36 protein-coding genes and 1 pseudogene are annotated in these 23,821 nt (G+C 59.5%); 2 read left to right on the top strand and 35 right to left on the bottom strand.

Going from position 1 to position 23,821, the window contains the following annotated elements; genetic code table 11:
• Positions 1 to 118: 118 nt before the first annotated feature.
• From ccsB to ACQKRQ_RS38830, 3 genes are all read right to left on the bottom strand, one after another.
• Positions 119 to 1,324, bottom strand: coding sequence for a c-type cytochrome biogenesis protein CcsB (gene ccsB, locus ACQKRQ_RS38840; protein ID WP_408179042.1), 1,206 nt, complete (start codon positions 1,322 to 1,324; stop codon positions 119 to 121).
• Between the two features lie 4 nt (positions 1,325 to 1,328).
• Positions 1,329 to 3,551: a cytochrome c biogenesis protein ResB gene (locus tag ACQKRQ_RS38835; RefSeq protein ID WP_132376705.1), complete on the bottom strand. Its 2,223-nt coding sequence runs from the start codon at positions 3,549 to 3,551 to the stop codon at positions 1,329 to 1,331.
• 116 nt (positions 3,552 to 3,667) lie between these two features.
• Positions 3,668 to 4,321: a c-type cytochrome gene (locus tag ACQKRQ_RS38830; RefSeq protein ID WP_427482977.1), complete on the bottom strand. Its 654-nt coding sequence runs from the start codon at positions 4,319 to 4,321 to the stop codon at positions 3,668 to 3,670.
• 265 nt (positions 4,322 to 4,586) lie between these two features.
• On the opposite strand from ACQKRQ_RS38830, the gene yihA reads away from it, so the two are divergent.
• Together yihA and hemB are read left to right on the top strand one after the other, a co-directional pair.
• Complete coding sequence (gene yihA, locus ACQKRQ_RS38825; protein ID WP_408179039.1) at positions 4,587 to 5,240, top strand: ribosome biogenesis GTP-binding protein YihA/YsxC; 654 nt, start codon at positions 4,587 to 4,589, stop codon at positions 5,238 to 5,240.
• Between the two features lie 249 nt (positions 5,241 to 5,489).
• Entirely contained in the window at positions 5,490 to 6,488 is a 999-nt protein-coding gene (gene hemB, locus ACQKRQ_RS38820; RefSeq protein WP_132376702.1) for a porphobilinogen synthase, read from the top strand.
• A 42-nt stretch (positions 6,489 to 6,530) separates the two neighbouring features.
• Here hemB and dsbD read toward each other — a convergent pair whose 3' ends face one another.
• The 32 genes and pseudogenes from dsbD to ACQKRQ_RS38660 form a co-directional block, all read right to left on the bottom strand.
• Positions 6,531 to 8,408: a protein-disulfide reductase DsbD gene (gene dsbD, locus ACQKRQ_RS38815; RefSeq protein WP_427482975.1), complete on the bottom strand. Its 1,878-nt coding sequence runs from the start codon at positions 8,406 to 8,408 to the stop codon at positions 6,531 to 6,533.
• Positions 8,401 to 8,733, bottom strand: coding sequence for a divalent-cation tolerance protein CutA (cutA, locus tag ACQKRQ_RS38810; protein WP_427483085.1), 333 nt, complete (start codon positions 8,731 to 8,733; stop codon positions 8,401 to 8,403). The genes dsbD and cutA overlap by 8 nt, the downstream gene beginning before the upstream one ends.
• A 172-nt stretch (positions 8,734 to 8,905) precedes the next feature.
• On the bottom strand, positions 8,906 to 9,298 hold the full coding sequence (rplQ, locus tag ACQKRQ_RS38805) for a 50S ribosomal protein L17 (protein ID WP_006052227.1): 393 nt from the start codon (positions 9,296 to 9,298) through the stop codon (positions 8,906 to 8,908).
• A 181-nt stretch (positions 9,299 to 9,479) separates the two neighbouring features.
• Entirely contained in the window at positions 9,480 to 10,457 is a 978-nt protein-coding gene (locus tag ACQKRQ_RS38800; RefSeq protein ID WP_028199575.1) for a DNA-directed RNA polymerase subunit alpha, read from the bottom strand.
• Positions 10,458 to 10,581: 124 nt separating this feature from the next.
• Positions 10,582 to 11,205: a 30S ribosomal protein S4 gene (gene rpsD / locus ACQKRQ_RS38795; RefSeq protein ID WP_106284146.1), complete on the bottom strand. Its 624-nt coding sequence runs from the start codon at positions 11,203 to 11,205 to the stop codon at positions 10,582 to 10,584.
• A 147-nt stretch (positions 11,206 to 11,352) separates the two neighbouring features.
• Positions 11,353 to 11,757, bottom strand: coding sequence for a 30S ribosomal protein S11 (gene rpsK / locus ACQKRQ_RS38790; protein WP_006052224.1), 405 nt, complete (start codon positions 11,755 to 11,757; stop codon positions 11,353 to 11,355).
• Between the two features lie 28 nt (positions 11,758 to 11,785).
• A complete protein-coding gene (gene rpsM / locus ACQKRQ_RS38785) occupies positions 11,786 to 12,151 on the bottom strand; it encodes a 30S ribosomal protein S13 (protein WP_006052223.1) in 366 nt (121 codons plus the stop codon).
• 41 nt (positions 12,152 to 12,192) lie between these two features.
• The gene (rpmJ, locus tag ACQKRQ_RS38780) at positions 12,193 to 12,309 is read right to left on the bottom strand and encodes a 50S ribosomal protein L36 (RefSeq protein ID WP_004199844.1); all 117 of its coding nucleotides are present in this window, start codon (positions 12,307 to 12,309) and stop codon (positions 12,193 to 12,195) included.
• 20 nt (positions 12,310 to 12,329) lie between these two features.
• The gene (gene infA, locus ACQKRQ_RS38775) at positions 12,330 to 12,548 is read right to left on the bottom strand and encodes a translation initiation factor IF-1 (protein ID WP_004521905.1); all 219 of its coding nucleotides are present in this window, start codon (positions 12,546 to 12,548) and stop codon (positions 12,330 to 12,332) included.
• A gap of 8 nt (positions 12,549 to 12,556) precedes the next feature.
• Positions 12,557 to 13,903 carry a preprotein translocase subunit SecY gene (gene secY / locus ACQKRQ_RS38770; RefSeq protein WP_011490049.1) on the bottom strand — a complete coding sequence of 449 codons (1,347 nt, stop codon included), beginning with the start codon at positions 13,901 to 13,903 and terminating at the stop codon, positions 12,557 to 12,559.
• A 46-nt stretch (positions 13,904 to 13,949) separates the two neighbouring features.
• Positions 13,950 to 14,384: a 50S ribosomal protein L15 gene (gene rplO / locus ACQKRQ_RS38765; RefSeq protein WP_011490050.1), complete on the bottom strand. Its 435-nt coding sequence runs from the start codon at positions 14,382 to 14,384 to the stop codon at positions 13,950 to 13,952.
• A 29-nt stretch (positions 14,385 to 14,413) separates the two neighbouring features.
• The gene (gene rpmD / locus ACQKRQ_RS38760; RefSeq protein WP_007180126.1) at positions 14,414 to 14,596 is read right to left on the bottom strand and encodes a 50S ribosomal protein L30; all 183 of its coding nucleotides are present in this window, start codon (positions 14,594 to 14,596) and stop codon (positions 14,414 to 14,416) included.
• 10 nt (positions 14,597 to 14,606) lie between these two features.
• A complete protein-coding gene (gene rpsE, locus ACQKRQ_RS38755; protein WP_006052219.1) occupies positions 14,607 to 15,125 on the bottom strand; it encodes a 30S ribosomal protein S5 in 519 nt (172 codons plus the stop codon).
• A gap of 14 nt (positions 15,126 to 15,139) precedes the next feature.
• Positions 15,140 to 15,505 (bottom strand): 50S ribosomal protein L18, encoded by a 366-nt coding sequence (rplR, locus tag ACQKRQ_RS38750; protein ID WP_006052218.1) that lies wholly within the window; start codon positions 15,503 to 15,505, stop codon positions 15,140 to 15,142.
• Between the two features lie 12 nt (positions 15,506 to 15,517).
• Entirely contained in the window at positions 15,518 to 16,048 is a 531-nt protein-coding gene (rplF, locus tag ACQKRQ_RS38745; protein WP_132376698.1) for a 50S ribosomal protein L6, read from the bottom strand.
• Between the two features lie 18 nt (positions 16,049 to 16,066).
• On the bottom strand, positions 16,067 to 16,462 hold the full coding sequence (gene rpsH / locus ACQKRQ_RS38740) for a 30S ribosomal protein S8 (RefSeq protein ID WP_006052216.1): 396 nt from the start codon (positions 16,460 to 16,462) through the stop codon (positions 16,067 to 16,069).
• Between the two features lie 14 nt (positions 16,463 to 16,476).
• Positions 16,477 to 16,782 (bottom strand): 30S ribosomal protein S14, encoded by a 306-nt coding sequence (gene rpsN, locus ACQKRQ_RS38735; RefSeq protein WP_006052215.1) that lies wholly within the window; start codon positions 16,780 to 16,782, stop codon positions 16,477 to 16,479.
• Positions 16,783 to 16,789: 7 nt separating this feature from the next.
• Complete coding sequence (gene rplE, locus ACQKRQ_RS38730; RefSeq protein WP_006052214.1) at positions 16,790 to 17,329, bottom strand: 50S ribosomal protein L5; 540 nt, start codon at positions 17,327 to 17,329, stop codon at positions 16,790 to 16,792.
• A gap of 17 nt (positions 17,330 to 17,346) precedes the next feature.
• Positions 17,347 to 17,655 carry a 50S ribosomal protein L24 gene (gene rplX, locus ACQKRQ_RS38725; RefSeq protein ID WP_006052213.1) on the bottom strand — a complete coding sequence of 103 codons (309 nt, stop codon included), beginning with the start codon at positions 17,653 to 17,655 and terminating at the stop codon, positions 17,347 to 17,349.
• A 9-nt stretch (positions 17,656 to 17,664) separates the two neighbouring features.
• Complete coding sequence (gene rplN, locus ACQKRQ_RS38720) at positions 17,665 to 18,033, bottom strand: 50S ribosomal protein L14 (RefSeq protein ID WP_006052212.1); 369 nt, start codon at positions 18,031 to 18,033, stop codon at positions 17,665 to 17,667.
• A 290-nt stretch (positions 18,034 to 18,323) separates the two neighbouring features.
• On the bottom strand, positions 18,324 to 18,596 hold the full coding sequence (rpsQ, locus tag ACQKRQ_RS38715; protein ID WP_007180129.1) for a 30S ribosomal protein S17: 273 nt from the start codon (positions 18,594 to 18,596) through the stop codon (positions 18,324 to 18,326).
• On the bottom strand, positions 18,593 to 18,787 hold the full coding sequence (rpmC, locus tag ACQKRQ_RS38710) for a 50S ribosomal protein L29 (protein WP_007180130.1): 195 nt from the start codon (positions 18,785 to 18,787) through the stop codon (positions 18,593 to 18,595). The genes rpsQ and rpmC overlap by 4 nt, the downstream gene beginning before the upstream one ends.
• A gap of 10 nt (positions 18,788 to 18,797) precedes the next feature.
• Entirely contained in the window at positions 18,798 to 19,214 is a 417-nt protein-coding gene (rplP, locus tag ACQKRQ_RS38705) for a 50S ribosomal protein L16 (protein ID WP_007180131.1), read from the bottom strand.
• 2 nt (positions 19,215 to 19,216) lie between these two features.
• The gene (gene rpsC / locus ACQKRQ_RS38700) at positions 19,217 to 20,023 is read right to left on the bottom strand and encodes a 30S ribosomal protein S3 (protein WP_011490053.1); all 807 of its coding nucleotides are present in this window, start codon (positions 20,021 to 20,023) and stop codon (positions 19,217 to 19,219) included.
• An 11-nt stretch (positions 20,024 to 20,034) separates the two neighbouring features.
• Positions 20,035 to 20,367, bottom strand: coding sequence for a 50S ribosomal protein L22 (gene rplV / locus ACQKRQ_RS38695; RefSeq protein WP_007180133.1), 333 nt, complete (start codon positions 20,365 to 20,367; stop codon positions 20,035 to 20,037).
• A 7-nt stretch (positions 20,368 to 20,374) separates the two neighbouring features.
• Positions 20,375 to 20,650, bottom strand: coding sequence for a 30S ribosomal protein S19 (rpsS, locus tag ACQKRQ_RS38690; RefSeq protein ID WP_004199273.1), 276 nt, complete (start codon positions 20,648 to 20,650; stop codon positions 20,375 to 20,377).
• Between the two features lie 10 nt (positions 20,651 to 20,660).
• Positions 20,661 to 21,488 carry a 50S ribosomal protein L2 gene (gene rplB / locus ACQKRQ_RS38685; protein ID WP_132376697.1) on the bottom strand — a complete coding sequence of 276 codons (828 nt, stop codon included), beginning with the start codon at positions 21,486 to 21,488 and terminating at the stop codon, positions 20,661 to 20,663.
• Between the two features lie 2 nt (positions 21,489 to 21,490).
• Positions 21,491 to 21,805, bottom strand: a complete 315-nt coding sequence (gene rplW / locus ACQKRQ_RS38680; RefSeq protein ID WP_007180135.1) for a 50S ribosomal protein L23 — start codon at positions 21,803 to 21,805, stop codon at positions 21,491 to 21,493.
• Complete coding sequence (rplD, locus tag ACQKRQ_RS38675) at positions 21,802 to 22,422, bottom strand: 50S ribosomal protein L4 (protein ID WP_007180136.1); 621 nt, start codon at positions 22,420 to 22,422, stop codon at positions 21,802 to 21,804. The genes rplW and rplD overlap by 4 nt, the downstream gene beginning before the upstream one ends.
• Entirely contained in the window at positions 22,422 to 23,081 is a 660-nt protein-coding gene (rplC, locus tag ACQKRQ_RS38670; RefSeq protein WP_007180137.1) for a 50S ribosomal protein L3, read from the bottom strand. Before rplC ends, rplD begins: the two co-directional genes overlap by 1 nt.
• Before the next feature lie 201 nt (positions 23,082 to 23,282).
• The gene (gene rpsJ, locus ACQKRQ_RS38665) at positions 23,283 to 23,594 is read right to left on the bottom strand and encodes a 30S ribosomal protein S10 (protein WP_006998489.1); all 312 of its coding nucleotides are present in this window, start codon (positions 23,592 to 23,594) and stop codon (positions 23,283 to 23,285) included.
• A 132-nt stretch (positions 23,595 to 23,726) separates the two neighbouring features.
• Positions 23,727 to 23,821 (bottom strand): annotated as a pseudogene (locus ACQKRQ_RS38660) (elongation factor Tu); the annotation flags it as partial.

Raw genomic sequence — 23,821 nt, 5'->3', positions numbered from 1 at the left:
GCCATCCATGGGTACTGTCAGGGCGAACACTCTGGAGGCAGCCAATATTCCATTGGCCGTAAAAAAACCGCCGGTGCGAAGCACACGGCGGTTTTGAGTCGGTTCAGAACGGCAGATCTTACAGCTTGCCGTAACTATGCAGGCCCGACAGGAACATATTGACGCCGAGGAAGGCGAAGGTCGTCACCAGCAGGCCGGTCAGCGCCCACCATGCCGCGACCGCGCCACGCAGCCCCTTCATCAGACGCATGTGCAGCCACGCCGCATAGTTCAGCCAGACGATCAGCGCCCACGTTTCCTTCGGGTCCCAGCTCCAGTAGCCGCCCCAGGCTTCAGCGGCCCACAGCGCGCCGAGAATCGTCGCGATCGTGAAGAAAGCGAAACCGACGGCGATCGACTTGTACATCACGTCGTCGAGCACTTCGAGCGCCGGCAGGCGATCGGCCAGCACGCCGCGCTCTTTCGACAGATACGCGACAGCCACCATGGCCGACAACGCGAAGCTGCCATAGCCGATAAAGTTCGCCGGCACGTGAATCTTCATCCACCAGCTTTGCAGCGCCGGAACCAGCGGCTGGATCTGCTGCGCGTCGCGCGCCACCGAGTACCACATCAGGAAACCGACCGCGGCGCTGATCACCAGCAGCACGAATGCGCCGAGCGCACGGGTGTTGTAGTGCTGCTCGTAGTACAGATAGAAAAGCGCGGTGATCAGGCTGAACAGCACGAACACTTCGTACAGGTTCGAGATAGGAATATGGCCGACGTCCGCGCCGATCAGGTACGACTCGTACCAGCGCACCATCAGCCCGACGAAGCCCATCACCACTGCCGCCCACGTCATTTTTGAGCCGATCGCCGCGCCGGTCGGCGAGCGCGACAGCAGGCCGATCCAGTAGAACACGGTGGCGAACACGAAGAGCGCGCTCATCCACAGAATTGCGGACTGGCTCGACAGGAAATACTTGAGGAAGAAGGCGTTATCCGCGCGGCTGAGATCGCCGTGATAGATCTGGATGGCCAGCAGCGACAGCGCAGCGATGCCCACCATCAGCGGACGCACCGGTTTCCAGCGCCAGCCGAGCACCACAAAAACCGGCACCGCGCAGCAGAGCACCAGCTTGTCGTAGTAATTCATGAACGGGTGATAGCGCGACAGCGCGAACCCTGCGCCCGCGACCATCGCGACGGCAAACAGCCAGTCGACAACGCCGAGCCGCTTCAGGAACGGCCGTTCGTCGTACTCGCCGATGTTGAGTGACTCGCCTGCCAGCGCCTTTTGGGGCCGCGAAGAGGGAGATTGGGAAACCTGAGTCAAGTCCATGATCTTACCGGGTCGAATCTTGTGAGCTTGCGGACGGCGCGCCGGCGTTGCCGGATTGAGCGGAGGCGCCGGCGGCGTCGGGTGCTTCAACGAGTTTGGCGCCCAACGCGGCGCCTACCGCGTCGCGCGTCTGGACGAACTCTTTCTCGAAGTCGAGCGTCTTGCGCGCGCTCGACATCGCCATTACGACGTTCGTGCCGTGCTCGGTGTCTTTAAGCCAGAACCAGAGGCGCCGTTCGCGGACGTAGAACATCGAAAAGATGCCCAACACGAGGAGCAGGCTGCCAAGATACACGACTTTTTTGCCCGGCGCGCGCGTCAACTGAAATACCGAAGCTTGCACCTGCTTGAATGAGTCAAGCTGTAAATAGACCGGCGATCCATACAAAAAGCTGTCGGAAATCGCGTTGATCGAGCTTTGGATGAAGCGGCTGGCGTCCGGATTGGCCGGCGCCTCGGGCTCGCCGAGTTGCTGGCGGGACAGTTGATACAGGTCCCACGTCGCGCCTTCGAGCATGCGCAACAGCAGGCCGGCGGCCTTTTCCTGCTCGCCCTTCGGCACCGAATGGTCGATAAAACCGGCAATAGCCTGGAAGCCGCCGACCGTCTGGCCGTTCGGCATCTTGATGCCGTTGTCCGCACCCGCAAAAAGGGTCAGCACCCGCAGCGCGCTTTCTTCGAGATGCTGCTGCAATTCCGCGTTCGAACCGGGCACCGAGCGCAGCGCGAAACGGTGAGCCGCCGAGGCGCGCATGGCCGGATCTTCGAGCGTGGCGCGCAGGTTCATCCATTCCTTGACGGTGCCGCCGTTGTCGGCGGGAATGCGCAGGTAGCGGAACGGATCGTCCGGATTCACGCGCATGCCGGCGAGGAACATCTTTTCGCCGGATACGTCGACCGGCAGCATGTAGTTGTTGTACTCGCGCGCCTGGCCGTCCTTGTCGCGCACCTTGTATTGCACCGACGGGCCCACGTTGTGCAGATCGAGCGGCTTCGAGGTCTTCGCGCCGGAGCCGAGGCGCTCGTCGAATGCTTCCTTCAGCGTGCGCTGCGCCGCGACGCCGCGGGCGTCGGTCTGGCCGCTGCCGTTCTGGATGTTTTCGACGTTGATCGCGCGGAAATCGGTGAATTCGACCGTCTGGCCGTCGGCGAGCGGCGTGGCCGTGCCCAACGGCGCATTGCCGCCGATCGTGCCGCCGAACGGCGCGGTCTTCGCGCTTGCACCGCTCATCGGGTAGGCCGTCATCTGCATCTGCGAGCCGCCGTCCTGGAAGCTCGACTGATAAATCGATACGCCGTCGTAGGTGAACGGCTTGTTCACTTCAACGCGCGCCGGAACGCGCGCGCCGGTCTTGTGATCCACCACCACGATGTCGCTCGCGAACAGCTTCGGCATGCCCGTCGAGTAGTAATCGACGATGAACTTGTTCAGTTCGATCGAAAACGGCAGGTCCTGAATCAGCGAGCCGTCCGGCTGGTTGAGGATCGCCGTGGACACGTGCTGGCCTTCCGGCACCCACGCGTAGCCGCGGAACGTCGGATTGGACTGTGACAGGCGATGGTCCGGCGTGATGTCGTTGATCACCGTGTTGGCGCGGATCGGCGACTTGTCGAACAGCCACATTTGCAGCTTGATCGGCAGATTGCTGTCCAGCAGGCCGCCGAGACAGATCACCACGATCGCAATGTGAGCAGAGATGTAGCCGAACTTGGTCAAGGCGCCGCGCTTGGCGGCGATCAAGGTCGCGCCTTCGGACTCTCGCGTGACGAACTTGTAGCCGAGCTTCGCCGAGAGCTTGGCGAGCAACGTCGCGGTCTGCGCGCGGGAGGCATGCACCGCGAATTCGCCCTTGTGATGGAAGGCGCGCAGGCTGCCTTCGCGAACCCTGTCCTTCCAGCTCTTCGCGTCGGCGACCATTTTCGGCGCATTGCGAATCACGCACAGCGACACCGACACCATCAGGAAGCCGAGAATCAGCATGAACCACCACGAGCTGTACACCGTGTACAGGCTCAGCGAGCGGAAGATGTCCGCCCAGAACGGGCCGAACTGATTGACGTAGTTGGGATACGGATCGTCCTGCGTGAGGACGGTGCCGATGATGCTGGCGATCGACAGAATCACGAGCAACGAAATGGCAAAACGCATCGAACTCAAGACTTCGACGACGCTGCGCATGACGCGATTGCCCGACTTCGACTGCAAACCCGACGTGGTGACGCTCATTCATACTCCGACTGAACAGCAAAAAAGGGTGAAGGGCTGTCGTAGGCACGACGCCCTCACCCTTTTCTTGTTTTGTACCGGCCTCGCCGGGCCGGTTGCACTTGCGTGCGGACTTCCTAGTGCAAGCCCGCGATGTAATCGGCTACAGCCTTGATCTCGCTGTCCGACAGACGCGTTGCAATAGCATGCATCGCCTCGTTGTTGTTACGTGCGCCAGGACCTTGCGTGAACGCGGTCAACTGCGCCACCGTGTATTCCGCCCACTGCCCCGACAGCCGCGGATACTGCGACGGAATCCCTTGCCCGGTCGGCCCGTGGCAGCTTGCGCACGCCGGCACGCCCTTGTCGGCAATGCCGCCGCGATAAATCTTCTGGCCGAGCGGCACGGTGTCCTTGTTGTGCGCGTAGCCCGGCTTCGGGGTCTGCGCCGCGAAATAAGCTGCGACGTTGACCATATCCTGATCGGACAGTGCCGCCGCCATGCCCGCCATGATCGCATTGTTGCGCGCTGGCTGCTTGGCACCCGACTGGGTCTTGAAGTCCTTGAGTTGCTTGACGAGATACTCAGGGTGCTGGCCCGCCAGCTTCGGATACGCGCCGCCGGCACTGTTGCCGTCTGCCCCGTGACACGACGCGCACACCTGCACCGCGATTGCCTGCCCCCGATTGACGTCCGGCTTTGCCGGTTCTGCTGCTCGTGCCTGAATTGCCAAACCTGAAAGACCTGCCGCTACATGAAGCACCATCAGAGTCTTGCTCAGTCGATTCATTCGCACACCCTGTCTCGTCTTGTGGGATTTTTAGAGCGCCCCCAAACCTGCCGCTTCGCGCCAGGCCCGGCGTTTTTCTTGAAGGTTTTGCAAAATACGACGGCGACCGAGTGACCGCCAGGAGCCGCCAAGGCACGTGGGCTGGCCCCCTCAGGTTTTCAGTAAACCATCGTATTGTACAATAACTCGCTAATCGCTAAGACGCCAGTCGGGCTTGACCCGTCCCCACTCCGGGTTCCCCGGCGTCTCGAATCCTGGCCTGATCATGTCCTTCCTGCTCCACCAATCCCGCTTTTTCACGACCGTCAATCACTTGCGCGATCTGCCGGCCACTTCGCAACCCGAGATCGCCTTTGCGGGACGCTCGAACGCAGGCAAGTCGACGGCCATTAATATTCTGTGCAATCAGAAGCGATTGGCCTTCGCCAGTAAGACGCCGGGACGCACGCAGCATATCAATTACTTTTCGGTGGGCAAGGCGGACGAGCCGACCGCGCACCTGGTCGACCTGCCGGGCTACGGCTACGCGGAAGTGCCGGGTGCGGCCAAGGCGCATTGGGAAGCGCTACTGTCCACCTACCTGCAATCGCGCTCGCAATTGCGCGGCATGATCCTGATGATGGATTCACGCCGCCCGCTGACCGATCTGGACCGCCGCATGATCGAGTGGTTCGCGCCGACCGGCAAGCCGATCCACACGCTCCTGACCAAATGCGACAAATTGACGCGTCAGGAAAGCGTGAACGCGCTGCGCGCGACCCAGAAAGGTCTGGCTGAGTATCGCACCGCCGGCTACCAGGGCGAACTAACCGCCCAGCTGTTCTCGGCGCTCAAACGCGTCGGCATCGATGAAGCGCACGAGCTGATCGAAAGCTGGCTGATCCCCGAGGCGAAGGGCGAAACGGACGCCGCTCAGTAAGCGAGGCGAACACCGCCGGACAAGGCAAAAACGCCATTCCGGCCGCCCATAAAAAAACCCGCCGCTTTAACGGCGGGTCAAACAGCCTAATCGAAAAACGACAGGCACCCGCTCAGGGAGGAGAAGCGGGGAGGTCAGCGCAAGGCGCCTTGCTCGATCGGTATGATATACCATTGTCTCGAAAAGTTTCCGGCAGCGGAGGCAGGCGTTACTTGTCCACTCCACACATCCACGTTTCTTCGATTCGCTATGAGCTTCTATCCGCACTACCGTCCGCGCCGCATGCGCCGCGACGACTTCTCGCGCCGTCTGATGCGGGAAAACATCCTCACCACCAACGATCTGATTTATCCCGTCTTTATCGTCGAAGGCACCAACGTGCGGCAAGCCGTGCCGTCGATGCCGGGCGTCGAGCGCGTGTCGGTCGATCTGCTGATGGGCGTGGCTGAACAATGCGTCGAACTGGGCGTGCCCGTGCTGTCGCTGTTCCCGGCGATCGAGCCGTCGCTGAAAACGCCCGATGGCCGCGAAGCGACCAACCCGGCCGGTTTGATTCCGCGCGCGGTTCGCGAACTCAAAAAGAACTTCCCCGGGCTGGGCGTGCTCACCGACGTGGCGCTCGATCCCTACACGAGCCACGGTCAGGACGGCGTGCTCGACGAAACCGGCTATGTGATCAACGACGAGACCGTCGAGATTCTGGTCGAACAGGCGCGCGCGCAGGCTGAAGCCGGCGTCGACATCGTTGCGCCTTCGGACATGATGGACGGCCGCATTGGCGCGATCCGCGAAATGCTCGAGAGCGAAGACCATATCCATACGCGGATCATGGCTTATGCGGCCAAGTTCGCGTCGGCGTTTTACGGCCCGTTCCGCGACGCCGTCGGTTCCGCGACGAACCTCGGCAAGAGCAACAAGATGACTTACCAGATGGATCCGGCCAATTCGAATGAGGCGCTGCGCGAAGTGCAAGCGGACATCAACGAAGGCGCGGACATGGTGATGGTCAAGCCGGGCATGCCGTATCTCGATATCGTGCGTCGCGTGAAGGACGAGTTCCAGTTCCCGACCTATGTGTATCAGGTGAGTGGCGAGTACGCGATGCTGAAGGCGGCCGCGCAGAATGGCTGGCTCGATCACGACAAGGCGATGATGGAATCGCTGCTTGCCTTCAAGCGGGCGGGCGCGGACGGCGTGCTGACCTATTTTGCGTTGGATGCCGCGCGGATTTTGCGCTCGCAGAAGTAAGGCGACGCGCCGCCCGGCGCCGTGACGAACCGCCGGTTTGCGTTACGCACCCGGCGCGTTCACCCGATCCAGACTGCGCAAAAATTTATCCGCGGACTCGTAGCCGACGACGCGCAGCACCTCCTTGCCACTCTGATCGAAAAAGATGATCCCCGGTGGCCCGAACAAACTGAAGCGCTTTAGCAGCATCTGATCGTCGACATTGTTGGCGGTCACGTCGGCGCGCAACAGGTTCATCTGCTTCAATTTCGCCCGAACACGTGGATCGCTGAAGGTGAATTTCTCCATCTCTTTGCAGCTGACGCACCAGTCCGCGTAAAAATCGAGCATGGCGGGCTGTGCAGCCGTTTTGACGGCCTGGTCAAGTTCATTCGATGAACGCACCGGGGCGAACGTCAAATCGCTCTGCGGCTCGCTGTCCGGCTTATTCGAAGTGTTCGCGACGCCCGCTTCTCCGCCACGCGCCGCCAACACCGCAAGCGGGCGCAGCGGATCGGATGAGCCCGCCGCCAGCCCGACCAGCAGGACCGCCGCCCAGATGGCAAACGCCGCACCGATGCCTCGACCGAGCCGGCGCCACACGGAAGCCTCCGCTGTGGGTGCCGAGAACAAGCCGAGGGAGGCCGCGGCGATCAGCAGCCAGAGCGCGCTCAGTAGCATCGTCGCAGTCGCGCCGAGCACCGGCCAGACGATCCACAGGGCGGCCGCAAGCAGCACGACGCCGAAGAACACCTTGACGCTGTCCATCCATGCGCCGGCGCGCGGCAGCAGTGTGCCCGCGCCTAGACCGAGGATCAGCAGCGGCACGCCCAATCCCAATCCCATCGAAAACAGCGCCGCACCGCCGAGCACGGCGTCGCCTGTATGCGCGATGAACGCCAGCACCGCAAAGAGCGGTGCGGTCATGCAGGCGCCGACCACCAACGCGGACAGAGCGCCCATCACGGCAACGGCCGCAAACTTGCCCCCGGAGCGCCCGGTCGATGCACGCGAGACGCCGTCCTGCCAACGCTGCGGCAGCGCAATGTCGAAACCTGCAATCAGGGTCAGCGCGAAAATGGCCAACAGGACGCCAAAAGCGCCAAGCACCCAAGGGTTTTGCAGCCACGCGCCGAGACTCTGCCCGACAAGCGCGGCAGCGATGCCGAGCGCCGTGTACACGAGCGCCATGCCGATCACATAGGCCAGCGACAGTGCGAATCCACGTGCACGCGTCACGCGCGCGCCTTCGCCGATGACGATCGCCGAGAGAATCGGAATCATTGGGTACGAACACGGGAGCAGACTGAGCACGGCGCCGGCGACGAAATAGAGTCCGACGATCGCGAAGAAACCACCGCCTTGTAGCAGCGACTGCGCGTAGTCTGCGCTGGTGGCGCGGTCGTACCACGAGGTGGCCACGGCAGCGGATTTCTGCGCAACTTCGGCGCCGGCGTCAGCCGCGCTGCCGGCCGACTGCAGAGCCGCGCCGCTCACGTGATACACGCGCTCCATCGGCGGATAGCAGATGCCGGCATCGGCACAACCCTGCGACGTCACCGCCAGGTCGAACGGTCCGGCCGCCTGTTTAACGGGAATCCGGATCGTCAGTTCGTTCCGATACGTCTCGACGTTCTTGTTAAAGGTCTGATCGAACTTGACGTGGCCAGCCGGTAATTGCGGCTCGCCGATCGTGGTAGTGCCGTTGCGCGTCGCGAAGGCGAAGCGCTCACGATACATGTAGTAGCCATCCGCGATTTTGTAGGTTACGTCGACTTCGCCGGGTTTCTCCGACGCGCTGAATTTGAACGCGACCGCAGGATCGAGAAAATCGTCGGCCGCGCGGGCGAGCGTGCCGAACTGCGCGAAGATCAGGCAACCAAGCAGGAAGAATACGGTGCGCAGTGCATTGCGCGCGCGCCGATCGAGGCCGTTAAACATGAAGAGGACGTTGGGTTTCAGCAGTGATCCACTGGCCGTACGCGGCCGATGCCGTCGCTTGCCATGAGAGGATTTCCGGCGTGTCGTAGGGATGGCGAGCCTGAATGTACTGCTCGAGTTCGAGCGCGCGTGCGGCGCTGGTCTTGAACAGCAACTGGATTTCCTGCGCTGTTTCGATCGCGCCCTGCCAGTGATAGCTGGACTGCACGGTGCCTAACTGCGCGGCACAGGCGCATAGCCGCGCGGCCAAGGCATCTGCGGCAAGCTTCTGAGCCACGGCCGCATCCGGTACCGTTGTCAGAATCAAGGTCACATTCACGCTCACAGATGGCTCCAGCAAAGGCACGATTCAGGTGCCGATATCGTATCACCTAGCCTTGTCCGACCGCTGAGGGCTCTGCAGCGGCCACGCGGCAAATGGCCGCAACCATTGCGTTCTGGCGCTATAAACAAAAAAGCCAGGCTTGGCGCCTGGCTTTTTTTGGATGCGACGAAGCTTACTCAGCTTCTTGCACTTCAACTTCTTCAACTTCCGGACGATCGAGCAGTTCGACCAGTGCCATCGGAGCGTTGTCGCCGACGCGGAAGCCGAACTTCAGAACGCGCAGGTAGCCGCCCGGACGGGTAGCGTAACGCGGGCCCAGAACTTCGAACAGCTTCGTGACCGAGTCACGATCGCGCAGGCGGTTAAACGCCAGACGACGATTTGCCAGCGACGGCTTCTTGCCGAGCGTGATCAGCGGTTCGACAACTTTACGGAGTTCTTTCGCCTTCGGCAGCGTGGTCTTGATGACTTCGTGCTCGATCAGCGAATTGGACATATTACGGAGCATTGCCAGACGGTGGCTGCTCGTGCGGTTCAGTTTCCGCAAACCATGACGGTGACGCATGTTAATTCCTTCGATTCAGAGTTTTGGTCCAGCTCTTCTATCGCGCTCGAACTACCTGCGGTTTCCCAATGGTAGCGAGTGCACGGGCCGGTAGTGAAAAAAGACAAGACGCGGATTTTAAAGGAAAATCCGCGTCTTTGCCAGTGCAGCGGCGGGTTCTGTCCCGGAATTACTTGTCGACTTACTTGTCCAACCCTGCCGGCGGCCAGTTTTCGAGTTTCATGCCGAGCGTCAAACCACGCGACGCCAGTACTTCCTTGATTTCGTTCAGCGACTTGCGACCCAGATTCGGCGTCTTCAGCAGCTCGTTTTCCGTGCGCTGGATCAGGTCGCCGATGTAGTAAATGTTCTCGGCCTTCAGGCAGTTCGCGGAACGAACCGTCAGTTCGAGATCATCGACCGGACGCAGCAGGATCGGATCGATCTGCGGCGCACGCGACGGCGCTTCAGCCGTTGCTTCGGTGCCTTCCAGTGCAGCGAAGACCGACAGTTGATCGACCAGAATGCGCGCCGATTGACGGATCGCTTCTTCCGGCGAAATCACACCGTTGGTTTCGATGTTCATCACGAGCTTGTCGAGGTCGGTACGCTGTTCGACGCGAGCGCTTTCAACGGCGTAGCTCACGCGGCGAACCGGCGAGAACGACGCGTCCAGCACGATACGGCCGATGATCTTGGCCGACTCTTCGCCGTAACGACGCACGTTGCCCGGCACATAGCCGCGGCCCTTCTCGACCTTGATCTGCACGTCGAGCTTGCCGCCCTTCGACAGATGCGCAATCACGTGATCCGGGTTGATCACTTCGCAATCGTGCGCGAGTTCGATGTCGCCAGCGGTGACAACGCCTTCGCCTTCCTTGCGCAGCGTAACCGTTACTTCGTCGCGGTTATGCAGCTTGAAGACCACGCCCTTCAGGTTCAACAACAGGTTGACCACATCCTCTTGCACACCGTCGAGCGTCGAATACTCATGTACGACGCCTGCGATCGTCACTTCGGTCGGCGCATAGCCCACCATCGACGACAGCAGCACGCGCCGGAGCGCGTTACCCAAGGTGTGGCCGTAACCGCGTTCAAACGGTTCCATGACCACTTTCGCATGGCTCTCACCAAGCGATTCAACAGCGATGATCTTGGGCTTCAACAAACTGGTTTGCATAGGTTTTCCTTTTCAATACCCTCGGCTCGTTACACCGATAAGGCTGACCGGTAACAACCTGAAAATAAACAGCCGAGGCGCCCCCTTGCTCAGCGCAATCAGGGTGCCCCGGCCGTTAATCCGATTACCGCGAATACAATTCGACGATCAGGCTTTCGTTGATATCGCCAGCGATGTCGCTGCGTTCCGGCTTCTGCTTGAACGTGCCTTCGAACTTCTTCGAATCGACAGCGACCCAGCTCGGCAGACCGCCTTGCTCAGCCAGCGACAGCGCTTCGAGAATCCGCGCCTGCTTCTTCTTCGTTTCGCGCACCGCGACGACGTCGCCTGCCTTCACTTGCATCGACGGGATGTTCGACACCACGCCGTTCACGACGATCGCCTTGTGGCTCACGAGCTGACGTGCTTCAGCGCGCGTCGAGCCGAAGCCCATGCGATACACGACGTTATCCAGACGCGATTCGAGCAACTGCAGCAGGTTTTCACCCGTGTTGCCCTTCAGGCGGTCGGCTTCAGCGAAGTAACGACGGAATTGACGCTCGAGGACGCCGTAGATGCGCTTCACTTTTTGCTTTTCGCGCAGCTGCGTGCCGTAGTCGGACGTACGTGCGCCCGAGGTGCGGCCGTGTTGGCCGGGCTTGCTGTCAAGCTTGCACTTGTCAGCGAGCGAACGACGGGCGCTCTTCAGGAAAAGGTCAGTGCCTTCACGGCGGGACAGCTTGGCCTTAGGGCCGATATAACGTGCCACGTTGATTCCTTCAATGATTAATCACGCGAATGCGTGCACTCGCGCTAGTCCGAACCCTTTGGGCCGAACGGTGGGCTTAGTCAATTCAATAGCGCAAGCAGCCTGCCGCCGCGCAGGGCGGCAACAGGCGCAAGCAATACTAGCGTCTTAGATACGACGACGCTTCGGCGGACGGCAGCCGTTGTGCGGGACCGGGGTCACGTCGGAGATCGCGGTGATCTTGATGCCAAGACCATGCAACGCGCGCACCGCCGACTCACGGCCAGGACCGGGGCCCTTGATCCGCACTTCGAGGTTCTTCACGCCGTATTCCATCGCCACGCGGCCAGCCGATTCGGCTGCCACCTGGGCTGCAAACGGGGTCGATTTACGCGAACCCTTGAAGCCCTGACCACCCGACGTTGCCCAAGCAAGTGCATTGCCTTGACGATCGGTGATCGTGATGATGGTGTTGTTGAACGACGCGTGAACGTGAACCACGCCCTCGGCGACGTTCTTCTTGACCTTCTTGCGAACGCGTTGCGCCGCGGAGTTGTTCGAAGCCTTAGCCATTACGTTTTCCTGTAACTGTCAGTTCCGCTTACTTCTTCAGCGATTGCGCTGCACGACGCGGACCCTTGCGCGTACGGGCATTCGTACGCGTACGTTGGCCGCGCAGGGGCAAGCCCTTACGATGCCGAACGCCACGGTAGCAGCCGAGATCCATCAGGCGCTTGATGTTCATCGTCGTTTCACGGCGCAGATCGCCTTCAACGATGAACTTGCCGACTTCTTCACGCAGCTTTTCGAGGTCTGCGTCGTTCAGGTCTTTGACCTTCTTCGAAAATGCCACACCAGCAGCGACGCAAATGTCGCGCGAGCGCGTGCGGCCGATACCGTAAATAGCCGTCAGGCCGATTTCGGTATGCTGGTGATTCGGGATGTTAACCCCTGCGATACGAGCCATTGTTTTTCCTCAAACAAAAAGCGCAAGCAAAAGCGCGGCGTTCAGCCTTGACGCTGTTTGTGGCGCGGATCAGAGCTGCAAATCACGCGCACAACGCCTTTGCGCTTGATGATCTTGCAATTGCGGCAAATGCGCTTAACCGATGCCATCACTTTCATGATATTACCCTTTTTTCAAATCACTTCGCCCGGAACACGATCCGCGCACGCGACAGATCGTAAGGCGTCAATTCAACCGTCACCTTGTCGCCCGGCAAGATTCGGATGTAGTGCATCCGCATCTTCCCGGATATGTGTCCCAATACGACATGGCCGTTTTCCAGCTTCACCCTGAAGGTAGCGTTAGGCAGGTTTTCGATGACTTCACCCTGCATCTGGATAACATCGTCTTTGGCCATAAGTCCTTTCAACGCATCGGGACGCCGCCGCCTTTGAAATTAGCTTTCTTCAGCAGCGATTCATACTGTTGCGACATAACGTACGACTGCACCTGCGCCATGAAATCCATTGTGACGACGACAATGATCAGCAGCGACGTTCCACCAAAATAAAACGGCACGTTCCAGCGCAGCACCAAAAACTCGGGCAGCAGACAAACAAACACGATGTAGATCGCACCGGCCAGCGTCAGACGCGTGAGGATGCGGTCGATATATCGCGCCGTTTGATCGCCCGGGCGGATGCCTGGGACGAAAGCGCCACTCTTTTTCAGGTTGTCGGCCGTCTCTCTGCTGTTGAACACCAGTGCGGTGTAGAAGAAACAGAAGAAAACGATCGCCAACGCGTACAGCAACACGTACACGGGTTGACCGGGCTTGAGGGCTTCGGCCACGTTGTGCAACGTGTCTGCGAACCAGCCGGTACGCGACCCCGAACTAAACCAGTTCAGGATAGTTGCCGGGAAGAGAATGATCGACGATGCAAAGATCGGCGGAATCACGCCCGACATGTTCAGCTTCAACGGCAGATGCGAAGACTGTCCGCCGTAAATCTTGTTACCGACTTGCCGCTTTGCGTAGTTCACAAGAATCTTGCGCTGGCCGCGTTCGATGAACACCACCAGATACGTCACAGCAGCAATCAGCGCGACGACGATAATCGCGGATATCGGGCTCATCGAACCGGTTTGCACCAGCGAAACAAGACCACCGATCGCATTCGGGAAACCCGCTGCAATCCCGCCGAAAATAATGATCGAGATACCGTTGCCAAGCCCGCGTTCCGTGATCTGCTCACCTAGCCACATCAGGAACATCGTGCCGGTCACCAGCGTCACGACCGTCGTCAACCGAAAAACCATCCCCGGGTCGATCACGAGGCCAGGCTGATTTTCCAGCGCCACGGCAATGCCGAAGGCCTGGAACGTTGCCAGCAGGACCGTAAAGATACGCGTGTACTGCGTAATCTTCCGTTGACCTGCCTGCCCTTCTTTTTTCAGCGCTTCGAGCTGCGGCGAGACAATCGCCAGCAACTGCATGATGATCGACGCCGAAATATACGGCATGATCCCCAGCGCAAAAATCGTGAACCGCGAAAGTGCGCCACCCGAGAACATGTTGAACATGCCAAGGATGCCGCCCGACTGGCTTTGGAACAACTTTGCCAGCTGGTCCGGGTCAATACCCGGCACCGGAATATGCGCGCCGATACGGTAGACGATCAGCGCCAGCAGCAGGAACACTGCTCGCCGACGCAGATCGCCGAACTTCGCCGCGCTGCGACCGGGTTTTGCGAGACTCGGGCTGTTAGCCAAGTACCTTCTCCGATGCAAATGCTAGTGACGGCAAATAACTTGCACGTTACTCGGCAAAAGAGCCGCCGGCTGCTTCAATAGCAGCGCGCGCACCCTTCGTCGCACCCAGACCCTTCACAACGACCTTGCGCTTGAGCTCGCCCGTCGCGATGATCTTGGCGCTCTTGATCAGCTCGCCGACCAGGCCGGCTTGCTTCAGAGCCAGCAGATCGATTTCGTCGACCGGCAGTTTTTCCAGATCCGAGAGACGCACTTCACCGACGAATTCCTTCGTCAGCGAGGTGAAGCCACGCTTCGGCAGGCGACGTTGCAGCGGCATTTGACCGCCTTCGAAGCCAACCTTGTGAAAGCCGCCCGAACGCGACTTCTGACCCTTGTGACCACGGCCAGCGGTTTTGCCGAGGCCGGAGCCGATGCCGCGACCAACGCGACGCTTTGCGTGCTTCGCGCCTTCAGCCGGCTTCAGGTTATTCAATTCCATTATCAACTCCTTGAGTCCTGGTCAGCCGCTTAGCTGATGACCTTAACGAGGTACGAAACCTTGTTGATCATGCCGCGCACAGCCGGCGTGTCCTGCAACTCGCTAACCGAGTTGAGTCGGCGCAGGCCCAAGCCACGCACCGTTGCACGGTGCGTTTCACGGGTGCCGATCAGGCTCTTGACGAGCTGGACCTTGACAGTTTTATCAGACATGGTGTCCACCTTAGCCCAGAATATCTTCGACGGACTTGCCGCGCTTCGCCGCGATGTCGCCCGGCGTGGACTGCTTGCGCAGACCGTCGAGCGTTGCACGAACGAGGTTGTACGGGTTCGTCGAACCGTGGCTCTTGGCCACAACGTTCTGCACGCCCATCACGTCGAACACTGCGCGCATCGGGCCGCCAGCGATCACACCGGTACCGTCCTTGGCCGGGGCCAGGAGGACCATCGATGCGCCGTGCTTACCGTGCACTTCGTGTTGCAGGGTACCGTTCTTGAGCGGCACCTTGAACATGTTGCGGCGAGCCTGTTCCATCGCCTTCTGAACAGCGACCGGCACTTCCTTCGCCTTGCCCTTGCCCATACCGACGCGGCCATCACCGTCGCCAACCACGGTCAGTGCGGCGAAACCGAGAATCCGGCCACCCTTCACGACCTTGGTCACGCGGTTGACCGAAATCATTTTTTCACGAAGGCCGTCGTCGCGTTCGTCAGCCTGAACTTTCGCTTGCATCTTTGCCATGACGAATTCTTCCCTTAGAACTTGAGTCCGGCTTCGCGCGCCGCATCAGCCAGCGCTTTCACGCGGCCGTGGTAACGGAAACCCGAACGGTCGAAGGCGACGGATTCGATGCCGGCAGCCTTAGCCTTTTCTGCGATGCGCTTGCCGATCAGCGTAGCAGCGGCGACGTTGCCGCCCTTGCCCGTTTGATCAGCCAGTTGCGCACGCACTTCGGCCTCGAGCGTCGACGCGCTGGCGAGCACCTTGGTGCCGCACGGCGAGAACACTTGCGCATAGATGTGCGTGTTCGTGCGATGCACGGCGAGACGCGCGACCTGCAGCTCAGCGATCTTGATACGCGTCTGACGAGCGCGGCGCAGGCGAGATTGAGTCTTATCCATGATTGCGCACCCTTACTTCTTCTTCGTTTCTTTGAGGATCACAACCTCGTTGGCGTAACGCACACCCTTGCCCTTGTAGGGCTCCGGCGGGCGATAGCCGCGCACTTCTGCAGCGACCTGGCCAACTTGTTGCTTATTGATCCCCTTGATCACGATTTCGGTTTGCGTCGGGGTTTCAGCCTTGACGCCTTCCGGCATCTGGTGCACCACGGGGTGCGAGAAACCCAGCGACAGATTCAGCTTGTCGCCTTGCGCTTGTGCGCGGTAACCAACGCCAACCAGCGTCAGCTTGCGCTCGAAACCCTTCGTCACGCCGTTCACCATGTTCGCAACCAGTGCGCGCATCGTGCCCGACATCGCATTCGCTTCGCGGCTTTCGTCAACCGGCTCGAACTTCAGCGTGCCGTTGTCGTTCACCACCTTCACGAGGCTGTTAGCAGCCTGCGAAATCGTACCCAGCGGGCCCTTGACGGTAATGCGATCGTCGCTCAGGGCCACTTCGGCGCCTTGCAGCGCGACCGGGCTTTTACCTACTCGAGACATGTTTCTCTCCTTTCGGCCTTAAGCGACGTAGCAGATGACTTCGCCGCCAACGCCCGTTGCGCGCGCCTTGCGGTCCGTCATCACGCCCTTCGGCGTCGACACGATTGCCACGCCGAGGCCATTCATGACCACAGGGATGTCGTTACGGCCGCGGTACACACGCAGACCAGGCTTCGAAACGCGTTCAATGCGCTCGATGACCGGGCGGCCAGCGTAGTACTTCAACACGATGTTCAATTCAGACTTCGCACCTTCGGACTTCACTGCGAAATCATCGATATAGCCTTCGTCCTTCAGGACCTGCGCAATCGCAACCTTGACTTTCGACGAGGGCATAGTCACCGAGACTTTCTCAACCATCTGCGCATTGCGGATGCGAGTCAGCATATCGGCGATAGGATCACTCATGCTCATTTACGTTTCTCCTATTACCAGCTCGCCTTGGTCAGGCCAGGGATCTCGCCGCGGAACGCGATTTCGCGAATCTTGTTACGCGCCAGCCCGAATTTACGGAACGTGCCACGCGGGCGACCGGTAATTGCGCAGCGGTTGCGCTTACGGGTCGGGTTAGAGTTGCGCGGCAGTTGTTGCAGTTCCAGACGTGCTGCGTAATGCTCTTCGTCCGACTTGCTCATATCGCCGATAATCGCTTTCAGCTCAGCACGCTTGGGAGCGTACTTAGCGGCCAGGCGAGCACGCTTCTTTTCACGTTCGATCAGTGCCAGTTTAGCCACGGTAACCTCAGTTTCTGAACGGGAACTTGAAGCTGGCGAGCAGAGCCTTTGCTTCGTCGTCGGTCTTCGCAGTCGTCGTGATGCTGATGTTCAGCCCACGCAGTGCGTCGATCTTGTCGTAGTCGATTTCGGGGAAAATGATCTGCTCTTTCACACCGATGTTGTAGTTGCCGCGACCATCGAACGCACGACCCGACACGCCACGGAAGTCACGCACACGGGGGAGCGCGACCGTCACAAAACGGTCCAGAAATTCGTACATTGCCTGACCACGCAACGTGACCATTGCACCGATCGGATAGCCTTGACGGATCTTGAAGCCAGCGATTGCCTTGCGTGCCTTCGTGATCACCGGCTTCTGGCCTGCGATCTTCGTCAGGTCGCCGACGGCGTTTTCGATGATCTTCTTGTCAGCAACCGCTTCGCCAAGGCCCATATTCAGGGTGATCTTGGTGATGCGCGGCACTTCCATCACGGACTTGTAACCGAACTTCTCGATGAGGCCGGGTACAACCTTCTCTTTGTAAAACTCTTGCAAACGAGCCATTTTTTTACTCCGCAGCGTCAGGCGCTCAGCTCGGCACCGGTCGTCTTAAGGAAACGGACTTTCTTGTCTCCTTCGACCTTGATGCCTACACGCGACGCCTTGCCATTCGCGTCGACCAATGCGACGTTCGAAATTTGCAGCGGCATCGTCTTGGCTTCCACACCGCCCGTCGTACCCTTCATCGGGTTCGGCTTGACGTGTTTCTTGACGAGGTTGATACCCTCGACAATCACTTTGCCTTCGCCAACGGACAGCACGACGCCGCGCTTGCCTTTATCTTTGCCGGTGATGACGATAACTTCGTCACCCTTGCGAATCTTGTTCATCGCGACTCCTTACAGCACTTCAGGTGCCAACGAAACGATCTTCATGAATCGTTCGCTGCGCAACTCGCGCGTGACAGGCCCGAAAATACGGGTGCCAATAGGTTCGAGCTTGGCATTCAACAACACAGCGGCGTTGCCATCGAACTTGATCAGCGAGCCGTCCTGACGGCGTACGCCCTTGGCGGTGCGAACCACCACAGCGTTGTAAATTTCGCCTTTCTTCACGCGCCCGCGCGGCGTTGCTTCTTTGACGGTCACCTTGATGATGTCGCCAATGCTGGCATAACGACGCTTCGAGCCGCCGAGCACCTTGATGCACATGACTTCACGCGCACCCGTGTTGTCGGCCACTTCAAGCCGAGTTTCGGTCTGGATCATGGTTTATCTTTCCCAACTTAATCCGGCCACACCACCATGGCGTACCCGGTCAGTCTTGGTCCCGTCAGCCAATCGGCTGCTTGGGTATGAACAGCAGCGACGGCAAACGAAACCCGCCATCGCAATCCGGTGAATCCTTCGGAACAGACTGGCGCCTGAACCGCTTCCCCCACCAACTTCGCCCGCGACGGGGCTCCCATAAAAGAGGGAAGACCGAGATTATAACAAATAATCCCGGTCTTGCAAGCGAAACTTACTGCGATTTCAATTACTTCTACAACTTTGCGGCGTCAGATGACGCGAGCAGCCTCGACCAGGCGAGCCACAACCCAAGCTTTCGTCTTCGAAATCGGACGCGTTTCCTGGATTTCAACGAGGTCACCCTCGTTGTACGTGTTCGCATCGTCGTGCGCATGGTACTTCTTCGAACGCACAACGTACTTGCCGTAGATCGGGTGCTTCACGCGGTGCTCAACCAGCACGGTGACCGTCTTGTCCATCTTGTTGCTGACGACCTTGCCGACCAGCGTCCGCTTGAGCGAGGTTTTTACGCTATCGTTCATTTCTGGTTCGCCTTCTCAGTCAGGACGGTCCGCACACGTGCGATGTCGCGACGAACCTTCTTCAGCTGGCTCGTGTTCGTGAGCTGCTGGGTCGCGAGTTGCATGCGCAGGCCGAATTGCGCCTTCAACAGGTCCGACAGCTCCTTGTTGAGCGCGGCCTGATCTTTCTGGTGAAGTTCGGAAGCCTTCATCATTTGCTCCTTAGGCGCCGAGCTGACGCACGATAAACGTCGTCTTGAGCGGCAGCTTAGCTGCAGCCAGACGGAACGCTTCGCGTGCCAGCTCTTCGGTTACGCCGTCCATTTCGTACAGCATCTTGCCCGGTTGAATCTCTGCGACGTAGTACTCAGGGTTACCTTTACCGTTACCCATACGTACTTCAGCCGGCTTGTGCGAGATTGGCTTGTCCGGGAAGATGCGGATCCAGATGCGGCCACCACGCTTGATGTGACGCGTCATTGCACGACGTGCCGCTTCAATCTGGCGCGCGGTCAAGCGACCACGACCGATAGCCTTCAGGCCGAACTCACCGAACGACACCGCGTTGCCGCGGGTAGCGATACCGGTGTTACGACCCTTCTGCTCTTTGCGATACTTTCTGCGTTTCGGTTGCAGCATCGTTATTCTCCAGTCTTCCCGCCGTCGCCGGCACCGCCAGCACGACGAGGAGCGCCACGGCGTGCACCTGCCGGGCCACCACCTTCACCATCGCGACGCGGACGGCGATCGCCACCCGGACGTGCGTTGCGGCGCGGACGCTTTTCTTCGGCGACTTCTTCAACCACCGGTGCGTCGTTGCGGCCGAGCGTATCGCCCTTGTAGACCCACACCTTCACGCCGATGATGCCGTACGTCGTCTTCGCTTCCGAAGTTGCGTAGTCGATATCAGCACGCAGCGTATGAAGCGGCACGCGACCTTCGCGATACCATTCCGTACGAGCGATTTCGATACCGTTCAGGCGGCCAGCGCTCATGATCTTGATGCCTTGAGCACCCAGACGCATTGCGTTTTGCATCGCACGCTTCATCGCGCGGCGGAACATAATCCGGCGCTCGAGCTGTTGCGTGATCGAATCCGCGATCAGTTGCGCATCGGTTTCCGGCTTGCGGATTTCTTCGATGTTGACGTGGACCGGAACGCCCATGCGGCGTTGCAGTTCCGACTTCAGCAGCTCGATATCCTCACCCTTCTTACCGATGACCACACCCGGACGCGAGCTATAAATCGTGATGCGCGCGTTTTTTGCCGGACGCTCGATGACGACGCGACCAACCGAAGCGTTCTTCAGCTTCTTCTTCAGGTATTCACGAACACCGATGTCTTCCTGCAACATCGCCGCGAAATTGTTGTTGTTCGCGTACCAACGCGACGCCCAATTGCGGCTGACGGCCAAACGGAAGCCAGTCGGATGAATTTTCTGTCCCATCGTATGACCCCTTAATTCCCGACCGTCACAGTGATGTGACAGGATTGCTTCTCGATGCGGTTACCGCGGCCTTTAGCGCGCGCGGTAAAACGCTTGAGCGACGCAGCCTTGTCGATGTAGATGCTCGTGATCTTGAGCTCATCGATATCGGCGCCTTCGTTATGCTCCGCATTCGCGATCGCCGACAGCACGACCTTTTTCACGATTCCCGCAGCCTTCTTCGGCGAAAACGTCAGAACGTTCAGCGCCTTGTCGACCGGCAAACCGCGGATCTGGTCAGCCACAAGGCGCGTTTTCTGCGCCGAGATGCGGGCACCGCGATGAATTGCTTTCACTTCCATCATGAGCCCCTTATTTCTTAGCCTTCTTGTCGGCTGCATGACCCTTGAACGTACGGGTCAGTGCGAACTCGCCAAGCTTGTGGCCGACCATGTTTTCCGAGATGTACACCGGAACGTGTTGACGGCCGTTGTGAACGGCGATCGTCAGACCGATGAAATCCGGGAGGATCGTCGAGCGACGCGACCAGGTTTTGATCGGCTTCTTATCCCGCGAAGCTGCTGCCGCCTCAACTTTCTTCAGCAAATGGGCGTCGCAGAACGGACCTTTTTTTACAGAACGTGCCATTGCCTACTCCTTAACGCTTGTGACGGCGCTGGACGATCATGCTCGTCGTGCGCTTGTTGCTGCGGGTGCGATAACCCTTAGCAGGCGTGCCCCACGGGCTCACCGGATCGCGACCTGCAGCCGTCTTGCCTTCACCACCACCGTGCGGGTGATCGACCGGGTTCATTGCAACGCCACGCACCGTCGGGCGGATACCGCGCCAGCGGTTCGCGCCAGCCTTACCGATTTGACGGAGGCTGTGCTCTTCGTTGCCAACTTCACCAATCGTCGCGCGGCATTCAACGTGAACGCGGCGGATTTCACCCGAGCGCAGGCGGACCTGTGCGTAGATGCCTTCACGAGCCAGCAGCATCGCCGACGTGCCAGCCGAACGCGCCATTTGCGCGCCCTTGCCCGGCAGCATTTCGATGCAGTGAATCGTCGTACCGACCGGAATGTTGCGGATCGGCAGCGTGTTGCCTGCGCGGATCGGAGCTTCCGAACCCGACATCAGTTGCTGGCCAACCGTCACACCCTTCGGAGCGATGATGTACTTGCGCTCGCCGTCTGCGTACAGAACCAGCGCGATGTTCGCGCTACGGTTCGGATCGTACTCAAGACGTTCGACCTTTGCCGGAATGCCGTCCTTGTTGCGACGGAAGTCGACGACACGATAGTGATGCTTATGACCACCGCCCTTATGACGGGTGGTGATGTGACCGTTGTTGTTACGGCCGGCGGTCGTGGATTGCGAGTCGAGCAGCGGTGCGTACGGCTTGCCCTTATGCAGATCCTTGTTGACCACCTTGACCATCGCACGGCGGCCCGGCGAAGTCGGCTTAACTTTAACGATTGCCATGATTACTTGGCCTCCGCTTCAAAGTTGATTTCCTGGCCGGGCTTCAGGCAGACGTACGCCTTCTTCACGTCCTTGCGCTTGCCCATGAAGCGGCCAAAGCGCTTGGCTTTGCCCTTCGAGACCAGCACGTTGACGGAATTGACTTCCACCTTGAACAGCAGCTCGACTGCAGCTTTCACTTCCTGCTTCGTGGCATCGGGCGCGACTTCGAACACGACTTGCTCGTTCTTGTCGGCCACCAGCGTCGCCTTTTCGGAGATCACCGGCGCGAGCAGGACCTGCATCAAACGATGATCGTTCTTGCGAATCTCGCTCATGACAGCAACTCCTCGATCTGGGCGACCGCAGCCTTCGTGATCAGGATCTTCTTGAAGTAGATCAGCGACAGCGGGTCGGCGTAACGCGGCTCGACAACTGCCACATGGGCGAGGTTGCGCGACGCGAGGTACAGGTTTTCGTCAACCGTGTCGGTAATCACCAGCACGGAGTCGAGACCCATCGCCTTGAATTTTTCGGCCAGCAGCTTCGTCTTCGGCGCTTCGAGCGTCAGCTCGTCGACCACCGAGATGCGGCCTTCGCGGGCCAGCTGCGAGAAGATCGAGCAGAGACCTGCGCGATGCATCTTCTTGTTGACCTTGTGCGAAAAGTTTTCTTCGGGCGAATTCGGGAAGATCCGGCCACCGCCGCGCCACAACGGGCTCGACGACATACCGGCACGGGCACGGCCCGTACCCTTCTGGCGCCACGGCTTCTTGGTCGTGTGCTTGACTTGCTCACGATCCTTCTGCGCGCGGTTGCCGCTACGGGCATTCGCCTGGTACGCAACCACTACCTGGTGAATCAGGGCTTCGTTGTAATCGCGGCCGAACACGACGTCCGACGCGCTAACGCCTGCACCTTCCTGACCATTGGCATTCAGGAGCTTAAGTTCCATTATTTCGCTCCTTTCACGGCACGCGTCTTCACGGCCGGCGTAACGAATACCTTGCCACCCTTCGCACCCGGAACGGCGCCCTTGACCAGCAAAAGCTTGCGGTCAGCGTCGATACGAGCGATTTCGAGGTTTTGCACGGTTACCGTATCGTCACCCATGTGACCGGTCATGCGCTTACCCGGGAAAACACGACCCGGATCCTGCGCCATACCGATCGAGCCCGGCACGTTGTGCGAGCGCGAGTTACCGTGCGATGCACGGCCAGATGCGAAGTTGTAACGCTTGATGGTACCGGCGTAGCCCTTACCAATCGACACGCCTTGCACGTCGACCTTCTGGCCTACTTCGAACAGGTCGGGGCCGACCACGGTGCCGTTCGACAACTCGGCAGCCTTGGCAGCATCGATCTGGAATTCTTTGAGGATTTCACCGGCTTGAACACCGGCTTTGGCGAGATGACCGGCCAACGGCTTCGTTACACGCGATGCACGGCGCGTACCGAATGCAACCTGCACGGCCGTGTAGCCGTCGGTTTCAACAGTCTTGATCTGCGTCACGCGGTTGTCGGACACGTCCAGCACGGTAACGGGAATCGAATCCCCTTCTGCCGTGAAGATACGGGTCATGCCAACCTTGCGACCTACGAGTCCAAGGCTCATCGTTTTCTCCATTCCCGACTGCGATTGGTCGGGGCTAATTTACAAAATGCCGGTGCCGTTTCGGGCATGAATTCATGCTGCAGCACACCGACTTTTTTGCGCCAATGCGCGAAAAGCCTTGCATTATAGCGAGGCTTTTCGTTTTCCGCAAGCAATCAATGACTTAGCGATGTCCGGCGGACCGGATAACCGCTGGAAGCCTTATTGCAGCTTGATTTCCACGTCCACGCCAGCCGGCAGATCGAGCTTCATCAGTGCGTCAACGGTCTTGTCCGTCGGATCGACGATGTCCATCAGACGTTGGTGCGTACGGATTTCGAGCTGATCGCGCGAGGTCTTGTTGACGTGCGGCGAACGCAGGATGTCGAAGCGTTGAATGCGGGTCGGCAGGGGCACCGGACCACGAACGATTGCGCCAGTCCGCTTTGCCGTGTCGACGATTTCAGCTGCCGATTGATCGATCAGACGATAGTCGAAAGCCTTCAGGCGAATGCGGATTTTCTGGTTCTGCATGACAATTCCTTGGAAAAGAGCGAGGCGGTGTTGCACCGCCAGACAATAAAAAGAACGTAGAGCCGGGGCGCCCGCTGAGGGCCGGCGCCCGGCTCCGGGCACCACTTACAGCAAATACGTCAATCCGCGATTTTACTCGAGGATCTTGGCAACCACACCTGCGCCGACCGTACGGCCGCCTTCGCGGATTGCGAAACGCAGACCTTCTTCCATCGCGATCGGGTTGA

This window comes from Paraburkholderia sp. NPDC080076 (genome assembly GCF_050281145.1).
GTDB lineage: Bacteria > Pseudomonadota > Gammaproteobacteria > Burkholderiales > Burkholderiaceae > Paraburkholderia.
The sequence above is the reverse complement of the archived record's forward strand: the minus strand, read 5'-3'. Positions and strand labels throughout refer to the sequence as shown.

Coding starts and splice junctions, on each gene's coding strand:
- rplW (WP_007180135.1), bottom strand. CDS start 21,805: ATGAGCGAGATTCGCAAGAACGATCATCGTTTGATGCAGGTCCTGCTC.
- rpsS (WP_004199273.1), bottom strand. CDS start 20,650: ATGGCACGTTCTGTAAAAAAAGGTCCGTTCTGCGACGCCCATTTGCTG.
- rplE (WP_006052214.1), bottom strand. CDS start 17,329: ATGGCTCGTTTGCAAGAGTTTTACAAAGAGAAGGTTGTACCCGGCCTC.
- rplQ (WP_006052227.1), bottom strand. CDS start 9,298: ATGCGTCACCGTCATGGTTTGCGGAAACTGAACCGCACGAGCAGCCAC.
- ACQKRQ_RS38800 (WP_028199575.1), bottom strand. CDS start 10,457: ATGCAAACCAGTTTGTTGAAGCCCAAGATCATCGCTGTTGAATCGCTT.
- ACQKRQ_RS38830 (WP_427482977.1), bottom strand. CDS start 4,321: ATGAATCGACTGAGCAAGACTCTGATGGTGCTTCATGTAGCGGCAGGT.
- rpmD (WP_007180126.1), bottom strand. CDS start 14,596: ATGTCTGATAAAACTGTCAAGGTCCAGCTCGTCAAGAGCCTGATCGGC.
- rpsJ (WP_006998489.1), bottom strand. CDS start 23,594: ATGCAGAACCAGAAAATCCGCATTCGCCTGAAGGCTTTCGACTATCGT.
- infA (WP_004521905.1), bottom strand. CDS start 12,548: ATGGCCAAAGACGATGTTATCCAGATGCAGGGTGAAGTCATCGAAAAC.
- rpsM (WP_006052223.1), bottom strand. CDS start 12,151: ATGGCTCGTATCGCAGGGGTTAACATCCCGAATCACCAGCATACCGAA.
- ccsB (WP_408179042.1), bottom strand. CDS start 1,324: ATGGACTTGACTCAGGTTTCCCAATCTCCCTCTTCGCGGCCCCAAAAG.
- rplP (WP_007180131.1), bottom strand. CDS start 19,214: ATGCTGCAACCGAAACGCAGAAAGTATCGCAAAGAGCAGAAGGGTCGT.
- rplR (WP_006052218.1), bottom strand. CDS start 15,505: ATGGATAAGACTCAATCTCGCCTGCGCCGCGCTCGTCAGACGCGTATC.
- rplO (WP_011490050.1), bottom strand. CDS start 14,384: ATGGAATTGAATAACCTGAAGCCGGCTGAAGGCGCGAAGCACGCAAAG.
- rplF (WP_132376698.1), bottom strand. CDS start 16,048: ATGTCTCGAGTAGGTAAAAGCCCGGTCGCGCTGCAAGGCGCCGAAGTG.
- rpsK (WP_006052224.1), bottom strand. CDS start 11,757: ATGGCTAAGGCTTCGAACAACTCCGCGGCGCAACGCGTTCGCAAGAAG.
- rplD (WP_007180136.1), bottom strand. CDS start 22,422: ATGGAACTTAAGCTCCTGAATGCCAATGGTCAGGAAGGTGCAGGCGTT.
- hemB (WP_132376702.1), top strand. CDS start 5,490: ATGAGCTTCTATCCGCACTACCGTCCGCGCCGCATGCGCCGCGACGAC.
- yihA (WP_408179039.1), top strand. CDS start 4,587: ATGTCCTTCCTGCTCCACCAATCCCGCTTTTTCACGACCGTCAATCAC.
- ACQKRQ_RS38835 (WP_132376705.1), bottom strand. CDS start 3,551: ATGAGCGTCACCACGTCGGGTTTGCAGTCGAAGTCGGGCAATCGCGTC.
- dsbD (WP_427482975.1), bottom strand. CDS start 8,408: ATGTTTAACGGCCTCGATCGGCGCGCGCGCAATGCACTGCGCACCGTA.
- rpsQ (WP_007180129.1), bottom strand. CDS start 18,596: ATGAACGATAGCGTAAAAACCTCGCTCAAGCGGACGCTGGTCGGCAAG.
- rpsC (WP_011490053.1), bottom strand. CDS start 20,023: ATGGGACAGAAAATTCATCCGACTGGCTTCCGTTTGGCCGTCAGCCGC.
- rplX (WP_006052213.1), bottom strand. CDS start 17,655: ATGAACAAGATTCGCAAGGGTGACGAAGTTATCGTCATCACCGGCAAA.
- rplB (WP_132376697.1), bottom strand. CDS start 21,488: ATGGCAATCGTTAAAGTTAAGCCGACTTCGCCGGGCCGCCGTGCGATG.
- rpsH (WP_006052216.1), bottom strand. CDS start 16,462: ATGAGCATGAGTGATCCTATCGCCGATATGCTGACTCGCATCCGCAAT.
- rplV (WP_007180133.1), bottom strand. CDS start 20,367: ATGATGGAAGTGAAAGCAATTCATCGCGGTGCCCGCATCTCGGCGCAG.
- rpmC (WP_007180130.1), bottom strand. CDS start 18,787: ATGAAGGCTTCCGAACTTCACCAGAAAGATCAGGCCGCGCTCAACAAG.
- rplN (WP_006052212.1), bottom strand. CDS start 18,033: ATGATCCAGACCGAAACTCGGCTTGAAGTGGCCGACAACACGGGTGCG.
- rplC (WP_007180137.1), bottom strand. CDS start 23,081: ATGAGCCTTGGACTCGTAGGTCGCAAGGTTGGCATGACCCGTATCTTC.
- rpsE (WP_006052219.1), bottom strand. CDS start 15,125: ATGGCAAAGATGCAAGCGAAAGTTCAGGCTGACGAACGCGACGACGGC.
- rpmJ (WP_004199844.1), bottom strand. CDS start 12,309: ATGAAAGTGATGGCATCGGTTAAGCGCATTTGCCGCAATTGCAAGATC.